This window comes from Arthrobacter crusticola (assembly GCF_004357995.1).
Taxonomy (GTDB): domain Bacteria; phylum Actinomycetota; class Actinomycetes; order Actinomycetales; family Micrococcaceae; genus Arthrobacter_D; species Arthrobacter_D crusticola.
Genome location: NZ_SMTK01000002.1, coordinates 416,735 through 437,415 on the forward strand (window position 1 = coordinate 416,735; position 20,681 = coordinate 437,415).

General features: G+C 69.5%; 18 protein-coding genes. 10 read left to right on the plus strand and 8 right to left on the minus strand.

From position 1 onward, the window contains the following. Window positions 1-10 precede the first annotated feature (10 nt). The 3 genes from E2F48_RS05915 to E2F48_RS05925 all read left to right on the plus strand — a co-directional run bounded on the left by E2F48_RS05915 (window position 11) and on the right by E2F48_RS05925 (window position 2,814). Entirely contained in the window at window positions 11-751 is a 741-nt protein-coding gene (locus E2F48_RS05915) for an ABC transporter permease (RefSeq protein ID WP_133403398.1), read from the plus strand. Between the two features lies 1 nt (window position 752). Beyond that, the gene (locus tag E2F48_RS05920) at window positions 753-1,772 is read left to right on the plus strand and encodes a glycine betaine ABC transporter substrate-binding protein (RefSeq protein WP_133403075.1); all 1,020 of its coding nucleotides are present in this window, start codon (window positions 753-755) and stop codon (window positions 1,770-1,772) included. 130 nt (window positions 1,773-1,902) lie between these two features. Next, entirely contained in the window at window positions 1,903-2,814 is a 912-nt protein-coding gene (locus E2F48_RS05925) for a phosphodiesterase (protein ID WP_133403076.1), read from the plus strand. Between the two features lie 69 nt (window positions 2,815-2,883). On the opposite strand, the gene E2F48_RS05930 is transcribed toward E2F48_RS05925, so the two are convergent. The 3 genes from E2F48_RS05930 to E2F48_RS05940 form a co-directional block, all read right to left on the minus strand. Then, window positions 2,884-3,690, minus strand: a complete 807-nt coding sequence (locus E2F48_RS05930; RefSeq protein ID WP_133403077.1) for an MSMEG_6728 family protein — start codon at window positions 3,688-3,690, stop codon at window positions 2,884-2,886. Between the two features lie 35 nt (window positions 3,691-3,725). Then, window positions 3,726-5,255, minus strand: a complete 1,530-nt coding sequence (locus E2F48_RS05935; RefSeq protein ID WP_425455755.1) for a stealth family protein — start codon at window positions 5,253-5,255, stop codon at window positions 3,726-3,728. Window positions 5,256-5,457: 202 nt separating this feature from the next. Then, complete coding sequence (locus E2F48_RS05940; protein WP_133403079.1) at window positions 5,458-6,093, minus strand: DUF1684 domain-containing protein; 636 nt, start codon at window positions 6,091-6,093, stop codon at window positions 5,458-5,460. 69 nt (window positions 6,094-6,162) lie between these two features. Here E2F48_RS05940 and E2F48_RS05945 point away from each other — a divergent pair, with 69 nt between their 5' ends. Together E2F48_RS05945 and E2F48_RS05950 are read left to right on the plus strand one after the other, a co-directional pair. Next, window positions 6,163-6,915: a sulfite exporter TauE/SafE family protein gene (locus tag E2F48_RS05945; RefSeq protein ID WP_246018538.1), complete on the plus strand. Its 753-nt coding sequence runs from the start codon at window positions 6,163-6,165 to the stop codon at window positions 6,913-6,915. A 102-nt stretch (window positions 6,916-7,017) separates the two neighbouring features. Continuing rightward, window positions 7,018-8,271, plus strand: a complete 1,254-nt coding sequence (locus E2F48_RS05950; protein WP_246018539.1) for a cell division protein PerM — start codon at window positions 7,018-7,020, stop codon at window positions 8,269-8,271. Window positions 8,272-8,296: 25 nt separating this feature from the next. On the opposite strand, the gene E2F48_RS05955 is transcribed toward E2F48_RS05950, so the two are convergent. Continuing rightward, a complete protein-coding gene (locus tag E2F48_RS05955) occupies window positions 8,297-8,764 on the minus strand; it encodes a hypothetical protein (protein ID WP_133403082.1) in 468 nt (155 codons plus the stop codon). 59 nt (window positions 8,765-8,823) lie between these two features. Between E2F48_RS05955 and purN the strand changes: the two genes are divergently transcribed. The 3 genes from purN to E2F48_RS05970 all read left to right on the plus strand — a co-directional run bounded on the left by purN (window position 8,824) and on the right by E2F48_RS05970 (window position 11,145). Beyond that, window positions 8,824-9,390, plus strand: coding sequence for a phosphoribosylglycinamide formyltransferase (purN, locus tag E2F48_RS05960; RefSeq protein WP_133403083.1), 567 nt, complete (start codon window positions 8,824-8,826; stop codon window positions 9,388-9,390). Continuing rightward, a complete protein-coding gene (gene corA, locus E2F48_RS05965) occupies window positions 9,387-10,406 on the plus strand; it encodes a magnesium/cobalt transporter CorA (RefSeq protein ID WP_246018540.1) in 1,020 nt (339 codons plus the stop codon). The genes purN and corA overlap by 4 nt, the downstream gene beginning before the upstream one ends. Window positions 10,407-10,551: 145 nt before the next feature. Then, window positions 10,552-11,145 carry a DUF6318 family protein gene (locus E2F48_RS05970; protein ID WP_133403084.1) on the plus strand — a complete coding sequence of 198 codons (594 nt, stop codon included), beginning with the start codon at window positions 10,552-10,554 and terminating at the stop codon, window positions 11,143-11,145. A 31-nt stretch (window positions 11,146-11,176) separates the two neighbouring features. Here the strand turns inward: E2F48_RS05970 and E2F48_RS05975 are convergent, their stop codons facing one another. Beyond that, the gene (locus E2F48_RS05975) at window positions 11,177-12,529 is read right to left on the minus strand and encodes an MFS transporter (protein WP_133403085.1); all 1,353 of its coding nucleotides are present in this window, start codon (window positions 12,527-12,529) and stop codon (window positions 11,177-11,179) included. A gap of 338 nt (window positions 12,530-12,867) precedes the next feature. On the opposite strand from E2F48_RS05975, the gene purH reads away from it, so the two are divergent. Beyond that, window positions 12,868-14,478: a bifunctional phosphoribosylaminoimidazolecarboxamide formyltransferase/IMP cyclohydrolase gene (gene purH, locus E2F48_RS05980; protein ID WP_133403086.1), complete on the plus strand. Its 1,611-nt coding sequence runs from the start codon at window positions 12,868-12,870 to the stop codon at window positions 14,476-14,478. Between the two features lie 92 nt (window positions 14,479-14,570). Next, entirely contained in the window at window positions 14,571-16,793 is a 2,223-nt protein-coding gene (locus E2F48_RS05985; protein WP_133403087.1) for an NADP-dependent isocitrate dehydrogenase, read from the plus strand. A gap of 109 nt (window positions 16,794-16,902) precedes the next feature. Here the strand turns inward: E2F48_RS05985 and E2F48_RS05990 are convergent, their stop codons facing one another. The 3 genes from E2F48_RS05990 to mmsB form a co-directional block, all read right to left on the minus strand. Continuing rightward, window positions 16,903-17,985, minus strand: a complete 1,083-nt coding sequence (locus E2F48_RS05990; protein ID WP_133403088.1) for a Gfo/Idh/MocA family protein — start codon at window positions 17,983-17,985, stop codon at window positions 16,903-16,905. 199 nt (window positions 17,986-18,184) lie between these two features. Beyond that, window positions 18,185-19,291: a substrate-binding domain-containing protein gene (locus E2F48_RS05995; RefSeq protein ID WP_133403089.1), complete on the minus strand. Its 1,107-nt coding sequence runs from the start codon at window positions 19,289-19,291 to the stop codon at window positions 18,185-18,187. A gap of 74 nt (window positions 19,292-19,365) precedes the next feature. Next, the gene (gene mmsB, locus E2F48_RS06000) at window positions 19,366-20,658 is read right to left on the minus strand and encodes a multiple monosaccharide ABC transporter permease (protein ID WP_133403090.1); all 1,293 of its coding nucleotides are present in this window, start codon (window positions 20,656-20,658) and stop codon (window positions 19,366-19,368) included. Window positions 20,659-20,681: the final 23 nt, after the last annotated feature.

Genomic DNA, 20,681 nt, shown 5'->3' on the forward strand with positions numbered 1-20,681 from the left:
GGAGGCGGCCATCCGGGCCGACGCCGCGCCGCTGTCGTGGCGTCCGCTGCTGCTGCAGCTCGCCGGAATCCTGCTGGCCGGCGCCGTGCTGGCCCTCTGGCTGACCGTGGCCGACCTCAGCGACACCGAACGCACCACCCTGAGCCCCGCCTCCCTCGCCGGGTACACGCGGGAACACCTGGCCCTGACCGGGCTGTCGGCGCTGATCGTGCTGCTGACCGCCATTCCGCTGGGTATCCTCCTCACCCGCAGGGGCCTGCGGCGGTTCAACGGACCGGTCCTGGCCCTGGCCAACTTCGGCCAGGCCGCTCCGGCCGTCGGCCTCGTGGTGCTCCTGGCGTTTTGGCTCGGCTTTGGCTTTTGGGCTGCCGTCACCGCGCTGGTGCTCTACGCCGTCCTGCCGGTCCTGCGCAACACCATGGTCGGCCTGAACCAGGTCGACCCGCGGCTCGTGGAGGCCGGCCGGGGGATGGGCATGAGCGCCCTCGCCGTGCTGGTGCGGGTCGAGCTTCCCCTGGCCGTCCCCATCATGCTCGCGGGCATCCGCACGGCCCTGGTCCTGCTCGTGGGCACCGCGGCCCTCGCCACCTTCATCAACGGCGGCGGCCTCGGGATCCTCATCACCACCGGCGTCAACCTGAACCTGCCGCGCGTGCTCGTGGCGGGTTCCGTGATCGTGGCGCTCCTGGCCCTGCTCGTCGATTGGGTCGGCCGCGTCGTGGAGCACGTGGCACGCCCGAAAGGACTCTGACATGACCCCGCAGAACCTTCCCGCCCCCGCCGGTCCGCGGGGAACGCTGCCAGCGGTCCTCGCCGCATCGGCGGCGCTGCTGGCCGGCTGCGGCCTGCAGCCGGCGACCTCCTACGTGCCCGAGGCCGGCCCGGGATCGATCGAGGTGATCGAGGGCGCAGAGGGCACCGAGTTGACCGTCACCTCGAAGAACTTCACCGAGCAGCTGATCCTTGGGAAAATTTCGGTGCTGGCCGCCGCGGCGGCCGGATTCGACGTCACCGACCTCACCAACGTGCCCGGCAGCCAGCCGGTCCGCGAGCTGCTCGTCTCCGGCGACGCCGACCTGACCATCGAATACACCGGCACGGCCTGGCTGACCTTCCTGAACCAGTCCAAAGGCATTCCCGACAAGGAAAAGCAGTGGCAGGCCGTCCACGATGCCGACCTGGCCAACTCCCTCACGTGGGGCCGGCCGGCACCGCTGAACAACACCTACGCCATCGCGGTACGCACCGAGGCCGTCGAGGAACTCGGTGGAATCACCAAGCTCTCGCAGATCGCTGCGCTGCCCGTGGAGGAGCGCACCTTCTGCGTGGAATCGGAGTTCAACTCGCGCAGCGACGGCCTGAACCCCATGCTCAAGCACTACGGCCTCACCCGCGGCACTCCCGACGGGGTGCCCGACGGCAACATCGGGGTCTACGACACCGGCGCTGTGTACTCGGCCACCGACAAGGGGAACTGCAACTTCGGGGAGGTGTTCTCGACCGACGGCCGGATCGACGCGCTGGAACTGACCCTGCTCGAGGACGACCTGAACTTCTTCCCCGCCTACAACGCCGCCCCCGTCTTCGGCACCGCGGTCCTGGAGGAGCACCCGGGCCTTGAGGAGGTGTTCGCGCAGGTCGCGGCCGAACTCACGGACGAGGAGCTGCGGCGGATGAACCTGCTGGTGGACGTCGAGGGTCAGGAGCCCGCCGACGTCGCCTTCGACTTCATGGTCGACAAGGGCTTCATCTCCGAAGCCGGGGAGGGCTGAGCCGAGAGAGGGGGGGTGCGCCTTAAGTTTTCCGACTTGCCGTGCCTCATTCACCTTAAGGGTGCCTGCGCTCTGCTTTGATGGAAGGCAATTGGGTTGTACGACGCAGTCAACTACCAAGAAGGTTGCCATGGAGTACCGGACGGCCGAACATCCGAGGCCGCAGCATTTCATCCTGCATCTGAGCGACACCCACCTGGTGGGAGGTCCCGGTCCCCTCTACGGGGCGGTGGACAGCGAGGAGCGGCTGCGCCGGATCTTCGCCGACCTGACCGCCTCCGGGGCCCGGCCCGACGCCATCGTGTTCACCGGAGACCTCGCCGACAAGGGCGAGCCCGGCGCCTACGCGAAGCTGCGGGCCATCGTCGATCCCGCCGCTGAGCGCCTCGGGGCGCAGGTGGTGTGGGCGATGGGCAACCACGACGACCGCGCCAGCTTCCGCGAGGGCCTCCTCGACGAAGCCCCGTCCTCCGGGCCGGTCGACCGCTCCTACGACGTCGACGGACTGCGGATCATCACCCTCGACTCCAGCGTCCCGGACCGCCACCACGGCGCGCTCAGCCGCAGCCAGCTGCTGTGGCTGGCCAATGAACTGCTCAACCCCGCCCCGCACGGCACCATCCTCGCCCTGCACCACCCGCCGGTGCCAAGCGTCCAAGACCTCGCGGTCCTCGTGGAACTGCGCGGGCAGCGGGAACTGGCCGAGGTGGTGCGCGGCTCGGACATCCGGGCCGTTATCGCCGGACACCTCCACTACTCGACGACGGCAACCTTCGCCGGAATCCCCGTCTCGGTGGCCTCGGCCACCTGCTACACCCAGGACCTGCTCTACGACGCCGGGGGGACCCGGGGCCGCGACGGTGCCCAGTCCTACAACATGGTCCACGTCTACGAGGACACGATCGTGCATTCGGTGGTGCCCGCCGGCCAGTACACCGCGGTGGGGGAGACAGTTCCCCGCGCCGAGACCCGGCGGCGCCTCGAGGCGGCGGGGGTGCGGATCGCCGAGGCGGCCCCGGCCCGCCAGTTCACCGGGGTCTGACCGGCTCACCTGAATCTGAGCGGTTCACCGGGGTCTGAACGGCTCACCGGAGTCGTACCGGCCGCCTGCTCAGGTCAGTGCCGGGGGCTGCGGCACGCAGAACAGGGTGCGCGGATCCTGGAGCAGGGCCGGGCGGTCGAAGTCGCCGCGGCGCACCCAGCCGTCGAGGGCCACCCCGCGCAGCAAAACATCCTCAGCCAGGAGCACCGGCCCGGCGGTGCCGATGCGGAACCGTTCCGGATCGGCGCCGGCGAGCACCACCGTGTCGCCGTCGGCGATGCCGTGCTCGAAGACCGCGAGCTGGCGGTCCCACTTCGGGGCCGCCCGGCCGCCGGGAGCCTCCAGCGGCATCCGCAGAGCCGCCCCGGGCTCCCCGGGCTCCCCGGTGGGGACGGCGTCGGCCCGCCAGACCCAGACCCGGCCGCCGGCAGGTTCGGCTGGAAGAATCTCCTGTTCGGGCTCCGGCCAGAGGTAGGGCAGGTCCTCCGGAACGCCGGGGAAGCGGTCCCGGTAGGTCTCCGGGGCCTTCTGGATCAGGTTCGACTGGTGGCTCAGATGGACGCCGGCGTCACCGAGCCACGGAGGCAGGGCGACGTCCTCCGGGTCGGCGTCGGGGGCGAATTCCCGGATCAGCGGGCCGGTCGTATCGGCGTGCCCGCGCGCCACCCACTCCCGCACCATCGCCAGGCCGTACAGGCTCAGGGCCGGCACATACCCCATCCACATCCGGATGGCCGGGTGCCGCTGCCACCCGTAGTCGGGAATGACGAGCGCCCGAAGTGCCTGCAGGGTCTCGACGCGCTGCTTGCCCAGCCGCGCCTGGTCGAGCACGGCGGCGCTGGCAGCGAAGTCCGGGTACGGCAGGAACGTCTGCATGCAGCCAGTCTGGCACGCACCCGTGGCCGGGCGGGCTACTTCTCCCAGGGCGCCTTGACCGGGAAGTACTTCTCGAGGAACTCCGTGACCAGCCGCGCCCGCTCGTCGGCGGGCACCTCGGGAAAGCTCCCGTCATTGAGGCAGAAGAAGTCGAAGCTGCGCTTGTCGAGCATCTTGTTAAGACTCTTCAGGCCAGACCGCGCGGTGGTGTCGACGTACTTCACCCGCGCCATCTCCTGGGTGACCGCCCGCCCGGTCAGCAGCGAATAGTAGTGGTAGAGCGAGTTGGTGACGGAGATGTTGTCCTTGGCCCGGAAGGTGGAGGCCGCGGTGGCCTTGAACTCCGCGGCGAACTCCTCCTCCATCTCCAGCAGCACGCTCTTGCGCAGCGGAGCCGCAGTGTGCTCAAGGTGCCGGGTCGTGATCCGGCCGAACCGCTCGTGCAGCAGCCGCCGGTTCACGCGCGCCGCGTTCTCGAAGCCGCTGCGCTCGGCGTCGTTCTCGCCCAGGCCGATCCGCGTGTCGGCCTCGATGAACTTCGTGATGCCCCCGGGGGAGAAAAACATGTCCGGGGCCACGGGGCGGCCGAAGAACATGTCGTCGTTGGAGTAGAGGAAGTGCTCCGCCAGCCCGGGAATGTGCTGCAGCTGGGCCTCGACGGCCTGCGAATTGTGGGTCGGGAGCACCGAGGGGTCCGAGAAGTGCTCCTCGGCCCGTACCAGGGTCACCGAGGGGTGGTCCGCCAGCCACTCCGGGCGCTGGGAATCGGTGGCAATGAAGATCCGGCGCACCCAGGGGGCGAACATGTAGACCGAGCGCAGCGCGTACTTCAGCTCGTCGATCTGGCGGAAGCGGGCCTCGTGGTCGTCACCTTCACCGACGACGGCGCCCTCCATCCGGGCGGCGCGCGCCGCCTGGTATTCCGGGCTGCTGCCATCGACCCAGGAGAAGACAAGGTCGATGTCGAAGCTGATGTCCGAGGCGTGGTCGGCGAACATATTGTCGATGGTGGGCCACTTCAGGCCATGGCGCTCAACCGATCCGCGCACCGCCTCGGCCGCCGGCACCGTGCGGCGGGTCAGCGAGTTTTCCACCGGAAGTTCGATGTTGTCGGCGTGCAGGGTCCACAGTTCGATCTGCACGCCGGCGGAGGGCCCGTAGGCCAGTCCGCCGATCGGTTCGATGCGGGGACGGAACAGCCGGTAGATGCGGGCCTTGCGGCTGTGCGACAGGGAGCCGTCCGCGACCAGCAGGGTGGTGCGGCGCTTGGTGTCAACGGTGCGTGAATAGAACGGTTCGTTCCGGCATGCCTCCACGAGGGCCGCGCGCAGCCGCTCCTGGTCCTTGACGTCGATGGCGATGACGGGACGTTCGTCGTTGCCTCGCACCAGCAGGAACTCGATGCGGGCGGCATCGAGCGCAGCACGGATGAACAGCAGGTCCTCGACCATGGCCTCGTGCGGGGTGCGGTCGGAGTTGATCAGGGTGAAGCGCCGCTTGACGGTCGTGATGTCGGAGCGGTCGGTGAATCGGGCGACTGCCGCACGGGAGGCGGATTCGAGAATCTCGGCTTCGTTTTCCGGTTCGGGAGCGCCGAAATAAATGTCGTGTTGTGCAGCCGTGTCTGTAATCTTTGCCTCCGCGCAGATGGGTGTGGATCTCCCATGATAGAGCCTGCGGGCGGCTGCTCCTCAAGGCGCCGGTCCGGCCCAGGGTGCGGTACGCGGGCGCGTGGCGCCCGGGCGCATCGGCCCCGGATCCGGGGGCCTAGTAGGTGCGGTAGAGCTCCCCGACCGGGACGTCGGCGTCGAGCCTGTTCTCGGGCCCCGGGAGCGGGCACGCCCACGCCTCGTCGTAAGCGCACGAGGCGTTGTAGCAGAAGTTCAGGTCGATCACGATGCTGCCGGGCTGACGGCCTTCGCCCAGGTGGGCACCCTTGATGGTGTCGAGCAGGTACCGCCCGCCCCCGTAGGTTCCGCCGTCGCGCCCCGCCGTGGTGTCGCGCAGGGGAAGGAAGATCCCGCCGCCGTAGGACTGGAGGCGCCACAGCGCGAGCTGTCCGAGTCCCGGCAGCACGACGCTGCCCAGCCGCTGGAAGGGCACGGTGCCGTCGGTGCCCGTCTCGACGTCCCGGACCTCACCGGCCCCCTCGTCGCTGACCGCGGCCTCGAACCGGTAGGACGGGTCGTAGTCGGCCATGGCAACCCCCGCGAAACGCTCCTTCGCGGCATCGTCAAGGGGCGAGGCCGGGTGGGTGCCCAGCAGGTGGTCCCGGCCTGCCCGCCACAGGGCGTGGGCAGCCTCCGGGGAGTCCTCGGCGGCGCTCCGGCGCACCTGCCCGTAGAGCTTGAACACTGATTTCCGCCAGTCCGCCGTGTCGAGGGCGGTGGTGAGCAAGGTCATGGGTTCAGGGTACTCCCGCCGCGCGCGGGCGCATCCACTTATGACACCGCCCTGCGTACTGTGGGGACGGTGACCCTTGGGATTTTTCTGGTCGTGCTCGGCGCCATCTTCGCCGGAGCCGTGGCCCAGCGCATCGCCGGCCTCGGCTTCGCCCTGCTCATCGCCCCGTTCCTGGTGCTGATCCTCGACCCCCACGAGGGGGTGCTTCTGGTGAACATCTGCGGAGTGGTGTCCTCGGCGATCATCGTCGGACGGGTCTGGCGCGACATCGACTGGAGCATGTTCCGCTGGTTGACTCTTCCCTCACTCTTCGGCTCAGTTCCGGGCTCGCTCATTGCCGTCGCCGCACCCGCGGCGCCGCTGGCGGTGACCGTCGGCGCCGTGGTGCTCGCCGCCCTGTCCATCTCCCTGGTGCTCCAGCGCTCCGACGTCGTCGTGAAGGGCAATGTGCCCAAGGTCCTGGCCGGATTCGGTGCCGGGCTCACCAACTCGATGGCCGGGGTCGGCGGGCCGGCGGTGAGCGCCTACGCCGTCCTGGCGCGGTGGCCGCAGCGGCCCTTCGCGGCGACCCTGCAGCCCTTCTTCGTCATCATCGGACTGGTGACCCTCGCGATCAAGCTCCTGCTGGACCCGGCCCAGGCCCCGGCCCTCGCCCTCTGGATGTGGGGGGCCATCGGCGTAGTCATCCTCGCCGGTATCTTCACCGGAGAAAAGCTCGGGCGCTTCGTGCGGGACGACACCGCCCGCCTCGCCGTCGTCGTCATCGCCTTTATCGGGGCCGGGCTGGCCACCGTCAGGGGCATCGCCGACCTGCTCGGCTAGCCGGACGGCGCCCGCGGGCCGCGTCGGTGGGCGGAGCCGGCCGGAGCCGGTGGCACCATTGAAGGGATGAAACTTCCACGCCGGAGACCGACAGCCGTTCCCATGCCCCTCTGGCTGCAGGGGGTGTTCGAGCTCGGCCAGGCCGCAGTGATCTCCGCGGCCCTGGTCCTGATCCCGGTCGCCGCGGTGTGGCTGACCGGCGGATTCGCCGACCGGGACGCCGTCTCCGCGGCCCAGTCGGCGGGCCACGCCTGGCTGGTGATGCACGGGGTGCCGCTGGTGCTCACCTTCCCGCCGGGGACGGTGATCGCCGGGACGACCTCCGGCCTGCTGCACGCCGTTCCGCTCGGCCTCGTGCTCGTGCCGTTCCTCCTCGCCTGGCGGGCCGGGCGGCGCCTTGCCCGCGCCTCCTACACCGACCAGCTGTGGCAGGCCGTGCTCGGGGCACTTGGCATCTACGCGGCCGTGGGCGCCGCCGTGGCCCACTTCTCGACGAACGCCGACGTCACCGTGTCCCTGACGGCCGGTGCGCTGATCCCGCCGGTATCGGCGGGCCTCGGGATCGTCACCGGCGCGTACCGCGAGGCCGGCGCCTGGAGCCGGCTGATCGGCGTCGACCTGGCCGCCTGGATCTCCCGGACAAGCCAGCACTCACGCTGGGCCGGATCGTACGCCTGGTCGGTGGTGCGCTCGGCCTTCCTGGGCGTGCTGGCGGCCACCGGCCTGGCGGCGGTCCTGCTCGCCGCCGCCGTGGCCCTTCACTGGACCGAAATCATCACCGTATACGAACGCCTCGAGGCCGGGGTCGCCGGGTCGACGGCCCTGACCCTCGGGCAGCTCGGCCTGCTGCCGAACCTCGTGGTGTGGACCCTGGCCTGGGCCTCAGGGGCAGGGTTCGCCCTCGGCACCGGCAGCTCCCTCACGCCAATGGCCAGCACCGTCGGTCCACTCCCCGCCGTCCCGGTGCTCGGGGCGCTGCCGGCCGGGACCCTCGAATTCGGCGTCGTTGCCCTGGCCCTGCCCGTGGTGGCGGGCCTGCTGGCCGGGTGGTGGTTCTTCCGGGAGGGCGAAAACCACTTCGACGAGTGGCTGAGCCTCAAGACCTCGGCCCGCTGGCTCACCTCCATCGTCTCCACGGTGTGCCTCGGACTCTTCGTGGGCCTCCTCGCGGGCCTCGGCGGGGCGGCGCTCGCCCTGCTGTCCCGGGCATCGCTGGGCATCGGCCGCCTGACCGACCTCGGCCCTGACCCGCTCGCGGTCGCCCTGTGGCTGGGCGCCGAGGTCGGGATCGGCGCGGTACTCGGCTACGCCATGGCGCCGCTGCTGGAGCGCGAACCGCAGCGCCGGGACGCCTGACCCGGCCCGAAGCGGGATGCCCGGCTCAGTCCGAAAGGAACCCGTCGAGGGTCAGCAGCCGGTCCTGGCACGCCCGTTCGGCCTCGAGCGTCAGGGCGGTGTCGATGCAGTCCTCGTAGTCCGCGGTGACCGGCCACAGGGCGATGAGCACGGCGGTGGAGAGGGCGAGGAAACCGGCAAGGCCCACCCCCATGGCGGCGGAGGCGCGCGCCAGCCCGCCCAGCCGGCGCCGCACCGCGCGCACCAGGGTCGCGATTCCCAGCCCGAGGGCCAGAATGCTGAACCCCAGGCCCAGGACCTTGAACGGCAGGTCGAGGGAACTGGTCGCCACCGCCGCCACGAGGCTGGACAGGAACCACAGCGGGAGCGCCCGGGCACCCTCCTCCGGCGCGGGCTCCCGGCCGGGGGAGGGCCGGCCGGAGCCGGCGCTGTGCGGGCGGTCGGACGGACGGTCGGAGGGGCCATGTGACGGTGGTGCGGGCCGCTGATTCATCCTCCAACCCTAGCCGTTGCGGTTTACGCCGAGCCGACGGCGCCGCCTACAGTGGAGCAATGCGCATCGTTCTCCTGGTCTCCGGCACGGGGTCCAACCTCCAGGCCGTCATCGACGCGGTTGCCTCCGGCGGCCTCGACGCCGAAATCGCCGCTGTCGGCGCCGACCGCCGCGGAACCCTCGGCGTCGAGCGGGCAGCACGGGCCGGGATCCCCACCTTCGTCGTCGACTTCGCGGACTACCCGGAACGTTCCGCCTGGAATGACGCGCTGGGGGAGGCGGTCGCCGCTTACGCCCCCGACTACGTCGTCTCCTCGGGATTCATGAGGATCGTCGACCAGGGCTTCCTCGACCGGTTCCCCAACCGCTACCTCAACACCCACCCGGCGTTGCTGCCGAGCTTCCCCGGCGCCCACGGGGTCCGTGATGCGCTCGCCTACGGCGTCAAGGTCACCGGGTGCACCGTGATGATCGCCGACGCCGGCGTGGACACCGGCCCCATCCTCGCCCAGGCGCCCGTCGCCGTGCTCCCGGACGACACCGAGGAGAGCCTCCACGAACGCATCAAGGTCGAGGAACGCAGGCTCCTGATCGAGACCCTGCGGATGCTGGGGAGCGCCCGGTGAACGCGCTGGTCGCGAACGCCGTCTACGTCAACGGCCGGCGGAGGATCGAACCGGACAACCTCGACTCGACCTTCGAGGCGATGCGAGAGACTGCGGGCATGGGCTGGATCGGCCTGTACCGCCCGGACCGCGCCGAGATCCAGGCCGTGGCCGGGGAATTCGGGCTGCACGAACTGGCCGTCGAGGACGCCGCCAACGGCCACCAGCGGGCAAAGCTCGAACGCTACGGCGAAACCCTCTTCGTGGTGCTGCGCCCGGCCCGCTACCTGGACCGCGAGGAGAAGGTCGAGTTCGGCGAGCTCCACGTCTTCACGGGCGCCGACTTCGTCGTCACCATCCGGCACGCGGAGTCCCCGGACCTCGGTACGGTGCGCGAGCGCATGGAGGCGAGCCCGGACCTGCTGGCAATGGGCCCCCAGGCGGTGCTGTACGCGATCCTCGACGAGGTGGTCGACGAGTACCTGCCGGTGGTGAACGGGCTCGAGAACGACATCGACGAGATCGAAAACGAACTCTTTGGCGGCGACCCCGATGTGTCCCGGCGGATCTACGAGCTCCACCGTGAGGTCATCGAGTTCCAGCGGGCCACCCAGCCGCTCCAGGCCATCATCGAGTCGCTGCAGCGCGGTTCCACCGCCTTTCGGGGTGAGGGGGAACTCGCCCGCCGCCTGCGCGATGTGCTCGACCACGTGCTGCGCATCGTGGAGCGGGTCAACACCTTCAGGAGCCTGCTGCAGAGCCTCCTGACGGTCCACTCCACGCTGGTGGCGCAGCGGCAGAACGAGGAGATGACCCGGCTGACCGAGACGTCGCTGGCCCAGAACGAGGAGGTCAAGCGGATCTCCTCCTGGGCGGCGATCCTCTTCGCCCCGACCCTCGTCGCCTCGATCTACGGGATGAACTTCGACGTCATGCCCGAGCTGCACTGGGCCCTGGGCTACCCCTTCGCGCTGCTGCTGATGATCGCCATGGGCGTCGGCCTCTACTGGGCCTTCCGCCGCCGGAAGTGGCTCTGACTTCCCAAACCCCGGATCCGGGTGCGATGTCCGTCACAGCGGATCGGTTTTCCTGACTTGTTGCTCGAAGCCATCGATAGTGTGGACCGGGCGGAACCGACGCCCCGGGCGCCCGGCGGCCCGCACTTCCACCTTGGGACACTTCATGAGCCTTCTTCGCACCGCGGTCCTCGCCGCCGCCCTTGCCACCTCCCTCGTCACCGCCGCCTGCGGCACCCCTGCACGGCCGGCCGCCGCACCGGAACCCGCGGCGCCGTCGCCGGCCAGCTCGACCGCGCCGGCGTCAAACATCCGCCAGCCGGAGTCCAACGACCTCGTGACCGAGAATTCGCACGAGGGGGCACGGGCATTCCTTTTCCATTACTTCGACCTCACCGCGTACGCCCTGCAGACCGGCGACACCGAAGTGCTCCTGGGCCACCTCGATGGCGCGGCCGCCGAGGCCGAACGGGCCGGACGCATCTCCGCGGTGTACGAGGAGGGCGGGTGGATCCTCGGCGGGCAGCCCAAGGTGAAGAACGTCCTTATCACCTCGCCCGAGGGCGCCGGCGGCGCGGTGAGCGCACTGATCCCCGTCAACCCCGGGGAGTACTCGGCCTTCGGCGCCGACGGGAACGTCCGCGAGCACCGGCCGTTCAGCCCGGACGGGACGATCTACACGGCGTCCGTGAAGTACGCCGACGGGGCGTGGAAGATCACCTCGCTGGAGGAGACTCCCGGGGCCGAACTGCCGGAGTAGGCCGGGCCCCTTCCGGCGCCCGTGCCGCACCCTAGGGCAGCTCGGCGCCGCGGGTCTCGGGCGCGTTCCGGGCCATCCACAGCACGGCGGCGAGCACCAGGGCACCGGTGAGCGCAAAGGTCAGCGGCAGTCCGAGGTAGGGCCAGAGCAGGGACCCGAAGATCAGCGGAACCAGTCCGGCGCCGACCCGGGAAACCGTCGAGGCCCAGCCGAATCCCGATCCGCGCAGGTGCGTGGGGTAAAGCTCCGACACGTAGGTGTAGAGCACTGGGATGGCGACCTGGATCAGGAAGCCGAAGGCCAGGAGCCACAGGGTCGCTACCAGGGGCAGTTCGACGGTGAGGGCGAACACGACGAGGACGGCGGCGGAGAGCGGCCCGGTGATTCCGAGGATCCACTTGCGGCCCACCCGCTCCACGAGCAGTGCCGCCGCAATCACGCCGAACAGCCCGATGCCGGTCATGCCGGCCGTGGTGATGAATGCGACCGACTGCTTGTACCCGGCCTCGATGAGGATCTTCGGCATCCAGGTGAGCGCCCCGTAGTACACCAGCAGGATGGTCAGGAAGAGCGACCAGGCCGTCAGGGTCAGCCGCCAGTTGTAGCGCCAGATGCCGGAGAACTGGCCGGTGAGCCCGCCCAGGGTCAGCTTCTCCGCCGTGCCCGGCTCGGGCAGCCGCCATGCGACCGGCTCACCGCCGGTGCGCTCGACCAGGGAGTCGATGACCTTCCGGGCCTCCTCCTGCCGGCCCTTCTGCACCAGGTACAGCGGGGACTCGGGGACCGAGCGGCGCACCCAGAACACCAGCAGCGCCGGCAGGACCATCACCAGCATGGCGTACCGCCAGTCCCCGAAGGTCGCCACGAGCAGCGTGGTGACGACGCCGCAGAGGAAGGCTCCGATCGGCCACCAGGCGTCCATGGCCGTGAGCACCCGGCCCCGGTGCTTGCGGGGGGTGAACTCGCCCACCAGGGCGTAGTCCACAGGGATACAGCCGCCCAGGCCGAACCCGGCGGCGAAGCGGAAGATGGAAAACCACACGATGTCGGGGGAGAAGGCGCCGAGCACGGTGAAGACGGAGAAGATCAGCAGGGTCGCGGTGAACGCCGTCCGGCGGCCGATGAGGTCGGCGATGGAGCCCCACGCAAACGCCCCGAGGGCCATGCCGATCAGGTTCGAGGTGCCCACCCAGGCGGCCTGGCCGGGGGTCAGGCCCCAGTCCGCGGAGAGCAGGGGGATGAGGTAGCCGTTGAGGGTGACGTCCCAGGCGTCGAACATGAAGCCGAGGCCGCCGATCAGGAAGATCCTTCCCTGCACGCGCCACCGCCAGGGAAGCTCCTGGACCACCTGGTCGCCGGTGGGTAATGAAATTGAGGTGCTCACGGTGCCTTCCTGGACGGGCGGGGTGCTCGCGAAACTCTACGGCCGCGCGAAGGGGGCACGGAACATGTGCCCTGGTGATCTGCAACGCAGAAATTACGAGTTAAAGTCCTGATGACCCTAATCTGTGCAGCTCCAATTCTACGCCGTCAGTCCGGTGCCCGCCGACGCTCGTGGCCGGGGCGTCCCGCTGCCGGTTCCGCGGTGGCTCACGCGGCCGGAGCCGTCCGGGGACCGACCACCGGGGATGGACTTCCCGCCCCGGCCCCCGGTCCTGGGCCCTCCCCGGTGCGCCTATAGAATTGGAGCGTCCCCCGCATAGCCACAGTACGGAGATCTGCGTGAGCCCCACCCATCTTGACCGTGTTCCCATCCGCCGGGCCCTGATCTCGGTGTACGACAAGACCGGTCTGGAGGATCTGGCCCGCGGGCTCTCCGCGGCGGGGGTGGCACTCGTCTCCACCGGCTCCACGGCATCCCGCATCGCCGCCGCCGGAGTCCCAGTGACCGAGGTGTCCGAGGTCACCGGCTTCCCGGAGTGCCTCGACGGCCGGGTCAAGACCCTCCACCCCAAGATCCACGCCGGCATCCTCGCCGACCGCCGCCGCGATGAGCACGTCGCCCAGCTCGCCGAACTCGACGTCGAGGCGTTCGACCTCGTCGTGGTGAACCTCTACCCCTTCGTCGAGACGGTCCGCTCCGGTGCCGCCCCGGACGACGTCGTCGAGCAGATCGACATCGGCGGGCCCGCCATGGTGCGCTCCGCCGCGAAGAACCACCCCTCGGTCGCCGTCGTCGTCGACCCGGCCCGGTACGCCGACGTCGTCGCCGCCGCCGGGGAGGGCGGATTCGACCTCGCCGCCCGCCGCCGGCTGGCCGCCGCCGCGTTCGCGCACACCGCCGCCTATGACACCGCGGTGGCGACCTGGACCGCGGCCCAGTTCGGTGACGGCACCGACGACGGCGACGCCTGGCCCGCCTACGCAGGGCAGGCCCTCGAACGCTCCGAGGTGCTGCGCTACGGGGAGAACCCCCACCAGCCGGCGGCCCTCTACGCCGATAAGGCCGCGGCCCCGGGCATCGCCCAGGCCACCCAGCTGCACGGCAAGGCCATGAGCTACAACAACTTCGTCGACGCCGACGCCGCCCTGCGCGCTGCCTTCGACTTCGATGAACCCGCGGTGGCGATCATCAAGCACGCCAACCCGTGCGGCGTCGCCGTCGGTGCGGCCGGCGCTGAGGACCCGATCGCCGACGCCCACGCCAAGGCACACGCCTGCGACCCGGTGTCGGCCTTCGGCGGCGTGATCGCCGCCAACCGCGAGGTGAGCGCCCGCATGGCCGAGGCCGTGAAGGATATCTTCACCGAGGTCGTGATCGCCCCGGCCTTCGCGCCCGAGGCCGTGGAGATCCTCTCGCAGAAGAAGAACATCCGCCTCCTCGTGCTGCCTGAGGGCTACCGGCGCGAGCCGGTGGAGCTGCGCCAGGTCTCCGGCGGCGTGCTCGTCCAGCATGCCGATGCGCTGCAGGCCGACGGCGACGATCCCGCCAACTGGACCCTCGCCGCCGGCGAGGCAGTTGACGAGGCGACCCTCGCCGACCTCGCCTTCGCCTGGCGCGCCTGCCGGGCCGCGAAGTCGAACGCCATCCTGCTGGCCGCCGACGGCGCCTCGGTGGGTGTGGGCATGGGCCAGGTGAACCGCCTCGACTCCTGCCGGCTCGCCGTGGAACGGGCCAACACGCTCGCCGGCGGCGTCGAACGCGCCCGCGGGGCGGTCGCCGCCTCCGACGCCTTCTTCCCCTTCGCCGACGGCCTGCAGATCCTGCTCGACGCCGGGGTGCGCGCCGTCGTGCAGCCCGGGGGATCGGTGCGTGACCCCGAAGTCATCGACGCCGCGAACGCAGCGGGCGTTCCCCTGTACTTCACCGGCGCACGGCACTTCTTCCACTAGCTCCGGCGGGGCCCTCGGGTAGGTTGGAACCGAGGGATACCCAGAATCCGCATCCGAAGACTCCGCATCCGAAGACTCCCAGGGAGACGCCAATGGCCAAGATCATTTATACCCACACCGATGAAGCGCCGATGCTGGCAACCTATTCGTTCCTGCCGATCGTCGAGGCGTTCGCCTCGACGGCCGGAGTGGACGTCGAAACCCGCGACATCTCGCTCTCGGGCCGCATCCTCGCCCTCTTCGCTGACCGCCTCACCGAAGAGCAGCAGGTCCCCGACGCGCTGGCCGAACTCGGCGCCCTCGCAAAGACGCCCGAGGCGAACATCATCAAGCTCCCCAACATCAGTGCCTCGATCCCGCAGCTGAAGGCCGCGATCGCCGAGCTGCAGGGGCAGGGCTACGCGCTGCCGGATTATCCGGACGCCCCCTCCACCGAGGAGGAGAAGGAAGCGCGCGCACGCTACGACAAGGTCAAGGGCAGCGCCGTCAACCCCGTCCTGCGCGAGGGCAACTCGGACCGGCGGGCTCCCGCCTCGGTGAAGAACTTCGCCCGCCAGAACCCCCACAGCATGGGCGCCTGGACGCCGGAGTCGAAGACCCGCGTGGCCTCCATGGGCGCCGACGACTTCCGGTCGAATGAGAAGTCGGTCGTTCTCGAGGCCGAGGACACCCTCCGCATCCAGTTCGTCGACGCAGACGGCGCCACCACCGTCCTGAAGGAGTCCGTCCCCGTCCTCGCCGGTGAGGTCGTGGACGGCACCGTGATGCGCGCGGCCGCCCTCGACGGGTTCCTGGAGGCGCAGGTCGCCCTCGCGAAGCAGGAGGACCTGCTGTTCTCGGTCCACCTGAAGGCCACCATGATGAAGGTCTCCGACCCGATCATCTTCGGGCACGTGGTGAAGGCATTCCTGCCCGAGCTGTTCGCCACCTACGGCGACCAGCTGGCCGCCGCAGGCCTCAGCCCGAGCAACGGCCTTGCCTCGATCCTGGGCGGGCTCGACAAGCTGCCAGCGGACGTGCGCGACGGCGTCAAGGCCGCCATCGAGAAGGGCATGGCGGAGGGCCCGAAACTGGCCATGGTCGATTCCGACCGGGGCATCACCAACCTCCACGTACCCAGCGATGTGATCGTCGACGCCTCCATGCCGGCCATGATCCGCAGCTCCGGACACATGTGGGGGCCCGACGGGTCGGAAGCCGACACGCTCGCGGTCATCCCCGACAGCAGCTACGCCGGCATCTACACGGCGGTCCTCGATGACTGCCGGGCCAACGGCGCCTTCGACCCGACCACCATGGGCACCGTTCCGAACGTCGGACTGATGGCGCAGGCCGCCGAGGAATACGGCAGCCACGACAAGACCTTCGAGATACAGGACGCGGGCACCGTGCAGGTCGTGAACAGCGAGGGAGCCGTCCTCATTGAGCACGAGGTCCAGCCGGGCGACATCTGGCGTGCCTGCCAGACCAAGGATGCGCCCATCCGCGACTGGGTCAAGCTCGCCGTGACGCGCGCCCGTGCGTCGGGAATGCCTGCCGTGTTCTGGCTCGACGAGAGCCGCGCCCACGACGCCAACCTGATCGCCAAGGTCCGGGAGTACCTCGGGGAGCACGACACCGAGGGCCTGCAGCTCGAGATTCTGACCCCGGAGAAGGCCACCGCCTTCACCCTGGAGCGGATCCGCAGGGGAGAAGACACCATCTCGGTGTCCGGCAACGTCCTGCGCGATTACCTCACCGACCTGTTCCCCATCCTCGAACTTGGGACCAGCGCCAAGATGCTGTCGGTGGTTCCCCTCATGAACGGCGGCGGACTCTTCGAGACCGGCGCCGGCGGGTCGGCTCCGAAGCACGTCCAGCAGTTCCTGAAGGAGAACCACCTCCGCTGGGACAGCCTCGGTGAGTTCCTCGCACTGGCCGTGAGCTTCGAGCATCTCGCGGTGTCGACCGGAAATGCGCGGGCGCAGATCCTCGCCGACACCCTTGACCGGGCCACCGGGACGTTCCTGCTCGAGAACAAGTCGCCGAGCCGCCGGGTGGGCGAGATCGACAACCGCGGCAGCCACTTCTACCTGGCGCGGTACTGGGCGCAGGAACTCGCGCAGCAGACCGAGGACACCGAACTGGCGCAGGCCTTCTCGGTGGTGGCCGAGGCGCTGGCATCCAATGAGGACACGATCGTCGCCGAGCTCCTCGCCGTGCAGGGCTCACCCGTTGACATCGCCGGCTACTACCACCCCGACGTGACGAAGGTGGCCTCGGCGATGCGTCCGTCGCAGAAGCTCCAGGAAGTCCTGGCGGTCCTCGCCGCCTGACGGGCCGCCCGGCTCGAACGACCGGCAACCATTCACCGAAAAGGCCGCTCCCGCTTCCGCGGGGGCGGCCTTTCGGTTGACCCGGACGGCGCTCGTTCGGTGGACGGCGCTACACCGAATCGTTGGCGTAGCGCAGCCCCAGCTGGGCCCGGATCCCGTCAAGCAGGTGCATGGTGGCGAGCGTTTCCGCCAGCGGCATGGTGGGGCTCTCGGTCAGCCCGGCCTGGATGCAGCGGGTGGTCTCCCGCAGCTCGTAGGTGTATCCGGCGCCCACGGAGTCGAAGGTCTCGGTCCGCAGCTCGCCGCCCTGTGGCTGGACCGTGAGCTCGCGCGGGTTGTGGAGCGGCCCGCCGCCGGTGCGCAGCCAGCCGCCGCTGCCGGCCACGGTGGCGGAGGCCGGGCCCAGGGCGCCGAGGGAGGAGGTCAGCTGGGCCTGGGCGCCCCCTTCGTAGCTGAGCGTCACGGCGTTCTGGACGTCCACCCCGTCCGCGTTGAGTTCACCGGCGGCGGAGACCGACGCGGGGAAGCCGAGGGCGCCGAGGGCCCACGTGAGGGGGTACACGGTGAGGTCGAGCAGCGCCCCGCCGCCGGCGGCCGGGTCCCAGATCCGGCTGGACGGGTCGTAGCCGGCAGGGAAGCCGAGGTCGGCCTGCACCCAGCGGATTCCGCCCAGCTCGCCGGAGGCGAGAATGTCCCAGGCGCGGTTGACGCTGGGCAGGAAGCGCGTCCATACGGCCTCCATCAGGAAGCGGCCCTGGTCGGCGGCGAGGTCGATCAGGGCCGCGGCCTCGGCCGCGTTGACGGTGAAGGGCTTCTCGCACAGGACGTGCTTGCCGGCCGCCAGAGCCGCACGGGCCACCTCGAAGTGCTGTGCGTGCGGGGTGGTGACGTAGACGACGTCGACCTCCGGGTCGTCGAAGAGCTGCTGGTAGCCGGGCACCCCGCCGGCGTCCCCGTAGCTGGCGGCGAAACCGAACCGCCCGGCGAACTCACGGGCCCGATCGGCGCTGCGGGAGCTCACCGCGTGCAGGACGGCGTCCTCGAGCAGGGCGATGTCGGCGGTGACCTTCGAGGCGATGCCGCCGGTGGCCACGACCCCCCACCGCAGGGGGCGGCCGGTGGCCGTCAGGGGGCTGGGCGCCCCGGGCGCGGCGCACGGAGGCTGAACAACGAATCGCTGGTGGAGTGTCATGACCTCATCCTTTCGGCGAAAGCCCCCGCGGTCCAGCGCCGATGCTGTGTCCGGCCCGCGCCGCCCCCGTGTTGGGGCCCAGACGAGCGCCGGTTTCGCTGCCCGGTCCGGTATCCGGCGGGCAATAAGAAATCCCGGTACCGCCGAGGCGGTACCGGGATTCCCCGTTCGGCCCGTTGCCGGGCTGGGTCCTGAGAGGTTACTTGACGATCTCGGAGAGCGTGGGATCGTCGGCGTAGGCCTCTGCTGCGTTTTCCTTGGTGACGATCTGCGGCTCGAGCAGGTAGGCCGGAACGACCTTCACACCGTTGTCGTAGGACTTGTCGTCGTTGACTTCCAGCTCCTCGCCGGCAGCAAGGCCTTCGACCATGGTGATGGAGTGCTCCACCAGGTCGCGGGTGTCCTTGTTGATGGTCGAGTACTGCTCGCCCGCGATGATCGACTTGACCGATTCAACCTCGGAGTCCTGGCCGGTGACGATGGGGATCTCCTTGCCAGCGGCCTTCACCGAGGTGAGGATGGCGCGGGCTAGGGTGTCGTTGGGGGACAGGACGCCGTGGAGTTCCTCGGAGTCGTAGTTGCCGGAGAGCAGGGTGTCCATGCGGCGCTGGGCGTTCTCAGCCTTCCAGCCCTGGGTGACTGCCTGGTTGAACTCGGTCTGGCCCGAGACGACGTTCAGCGTGCCGTCGTCGATCTTCGGCTTGAGGACGCTCATCGCACCGTCGAAGAAGACCTGGGCGTTGGCATCGTCGGGGGACCCGGCGAACAGCTCGATGTTGTACGGGCCTTCGCCCTTCTCGGCCATTCCGTCGAGCAGGGCCTGGCCCTGGAGCTCGCCGACCTGGAAGTTGTCGTAGGCCACGTAGTAGTCGACGTTCTCCGTGTTGGTCAGGAGGCGGTCGTACGCGATGACGGTGATGCCGGCATCGGCGGCCTGCTGCAGCTGGCTGCCCAGCTGGGCGCCGTCGATGGCACCCACGATCAGGACCTCGACGCCGTTGGTGATCATGGAGTTGATCTGGTTCTGCTGCTCCGACACACCGCCGTTGGCGAACTGCACGTCAGGCTCGTAACCCGCCTCGGTCAGGCCGTCGTTGAACAGCTGCTCGGCCAGGACCCAGTTCTCCGAGGTCTTCTGGGGCAGGGCGACGCCGATCGCGGCACCCTCCTCGAAGCCTCCGGAGGCTGCCTCGTTGCCGGTGCCGCCGCCCTCGTTGCCTGTGCCCGGATCTTCACGGCCGCAGGAGGTCAGCGCGAGCGCCGAGATTGCAGCGACTGCCGCAAAGGATTTTGCGAAATTACGCATTCCATTCTCTTTCTTTAGCTTGCTTTTTTCGGACGGTTGAAACTTGTCGGGCGCCACTGGAAAGGTGCCGGCCGTCAGGACTTGGAGATGACTTCCTTCGTGGAAATCGACTGCTCGCTGTCGGGGCTGCGCACCTCGCTCGGCAGGTCCGGCTTGGACTTGTTGCCGAAGTTGCGGGTCAGGAGGCCGGTGATCGAGGGCTTGCCCTGGGTCTTGTTGTAGACGTCGAAGGCGACGGCGACGAGCAGCACGAGGCCCTTGATGATCTGGGTCATGTCCGCGCCGATGCCCAGCAGCTGCAGGCCGTTGTTCAGGACGGCCATGACCAGGCCGCCGATGATCGAGCCGATGACCGTGCCCACGCCGCCGGTCACGGCGGCGCCGCCGATGAAGACCGCGGCGATCGCGTCAAGCTCCCAGCCGACGCCGTCGAACGGGCCGGAGGCGGTGGAGCGCCCGACGAAGATCATGCCGGCCAGGGCCGCCAGGATGGACATGTTCATCATGACCATGAAGTTGACCTTCTTGCTCTGGACTCCGGAGAGTTCAGCGGCGTGCCGGTTGCCGCCGACGGCGTACACGTGGCGGCCGGCGATCGTCTTGTTGGAGATGAAGCCGAAGATGACCACCAGGGCCCCGAGGATCAGGCCCGGGATGGGGAAGGAGGTGCCGGGGCGGCCGGTGGCGAACAGGTAGGTCGCGTACAGGATGGCTGCGGAGATCAGGCCCACCTTGACGAGGGAGACCCACATCTCGGGGACCTCGGCGCCGACCCTGGCGAGGCGCTTGCGGGTACGGAGTTCGTTGTAGATCACGAAGGCGACAAGGAGCAGGCCCAGCAGGACGGTGAGGTTGTTGTACCCGGTGACCGGGCCGACCTCGGGGAGGTAGCCGGAGCCGATGTACTGGAAACCCTCGGGGACGGGGACCGTGTTGGACTTGCCGACGAACTGGTTGGCGCCGCGGAAGAGCAGCATGCCGGCGAGGGTCACGATGAACGCCGGTATCCCGACGTAGGCGACCCAGAAGCCCTGCCAGGCCCCGATCAGCGCGCCCAGGAGCAGGCCGACGAGGATTCCGCCGAACCACGGCAGGCCCCAGTCACGCATGGCGATGGCCACGACGATGCCGGCGAATGCGGCCACGGACCCGACGGAGAGGTCGATGTGCCCGGCGATGATGACCAGCACCATCCCGATCGCGAGGATCAGGATGTAGGAGTTGCCGTTGAAGAGGTTCATCATGTTGCCGGAGGTCAGCGTCTTGCCTCCGGTCTGCCATTGGAAGAAGATGACCAGCGCGATCAACGCGAAGATCATCCCGAACTGGCGGGTGTCTCCGCCGAAGATTTTCTTGAGGGAATTCATGATTGGCGTCCTAGGGGCTTCGG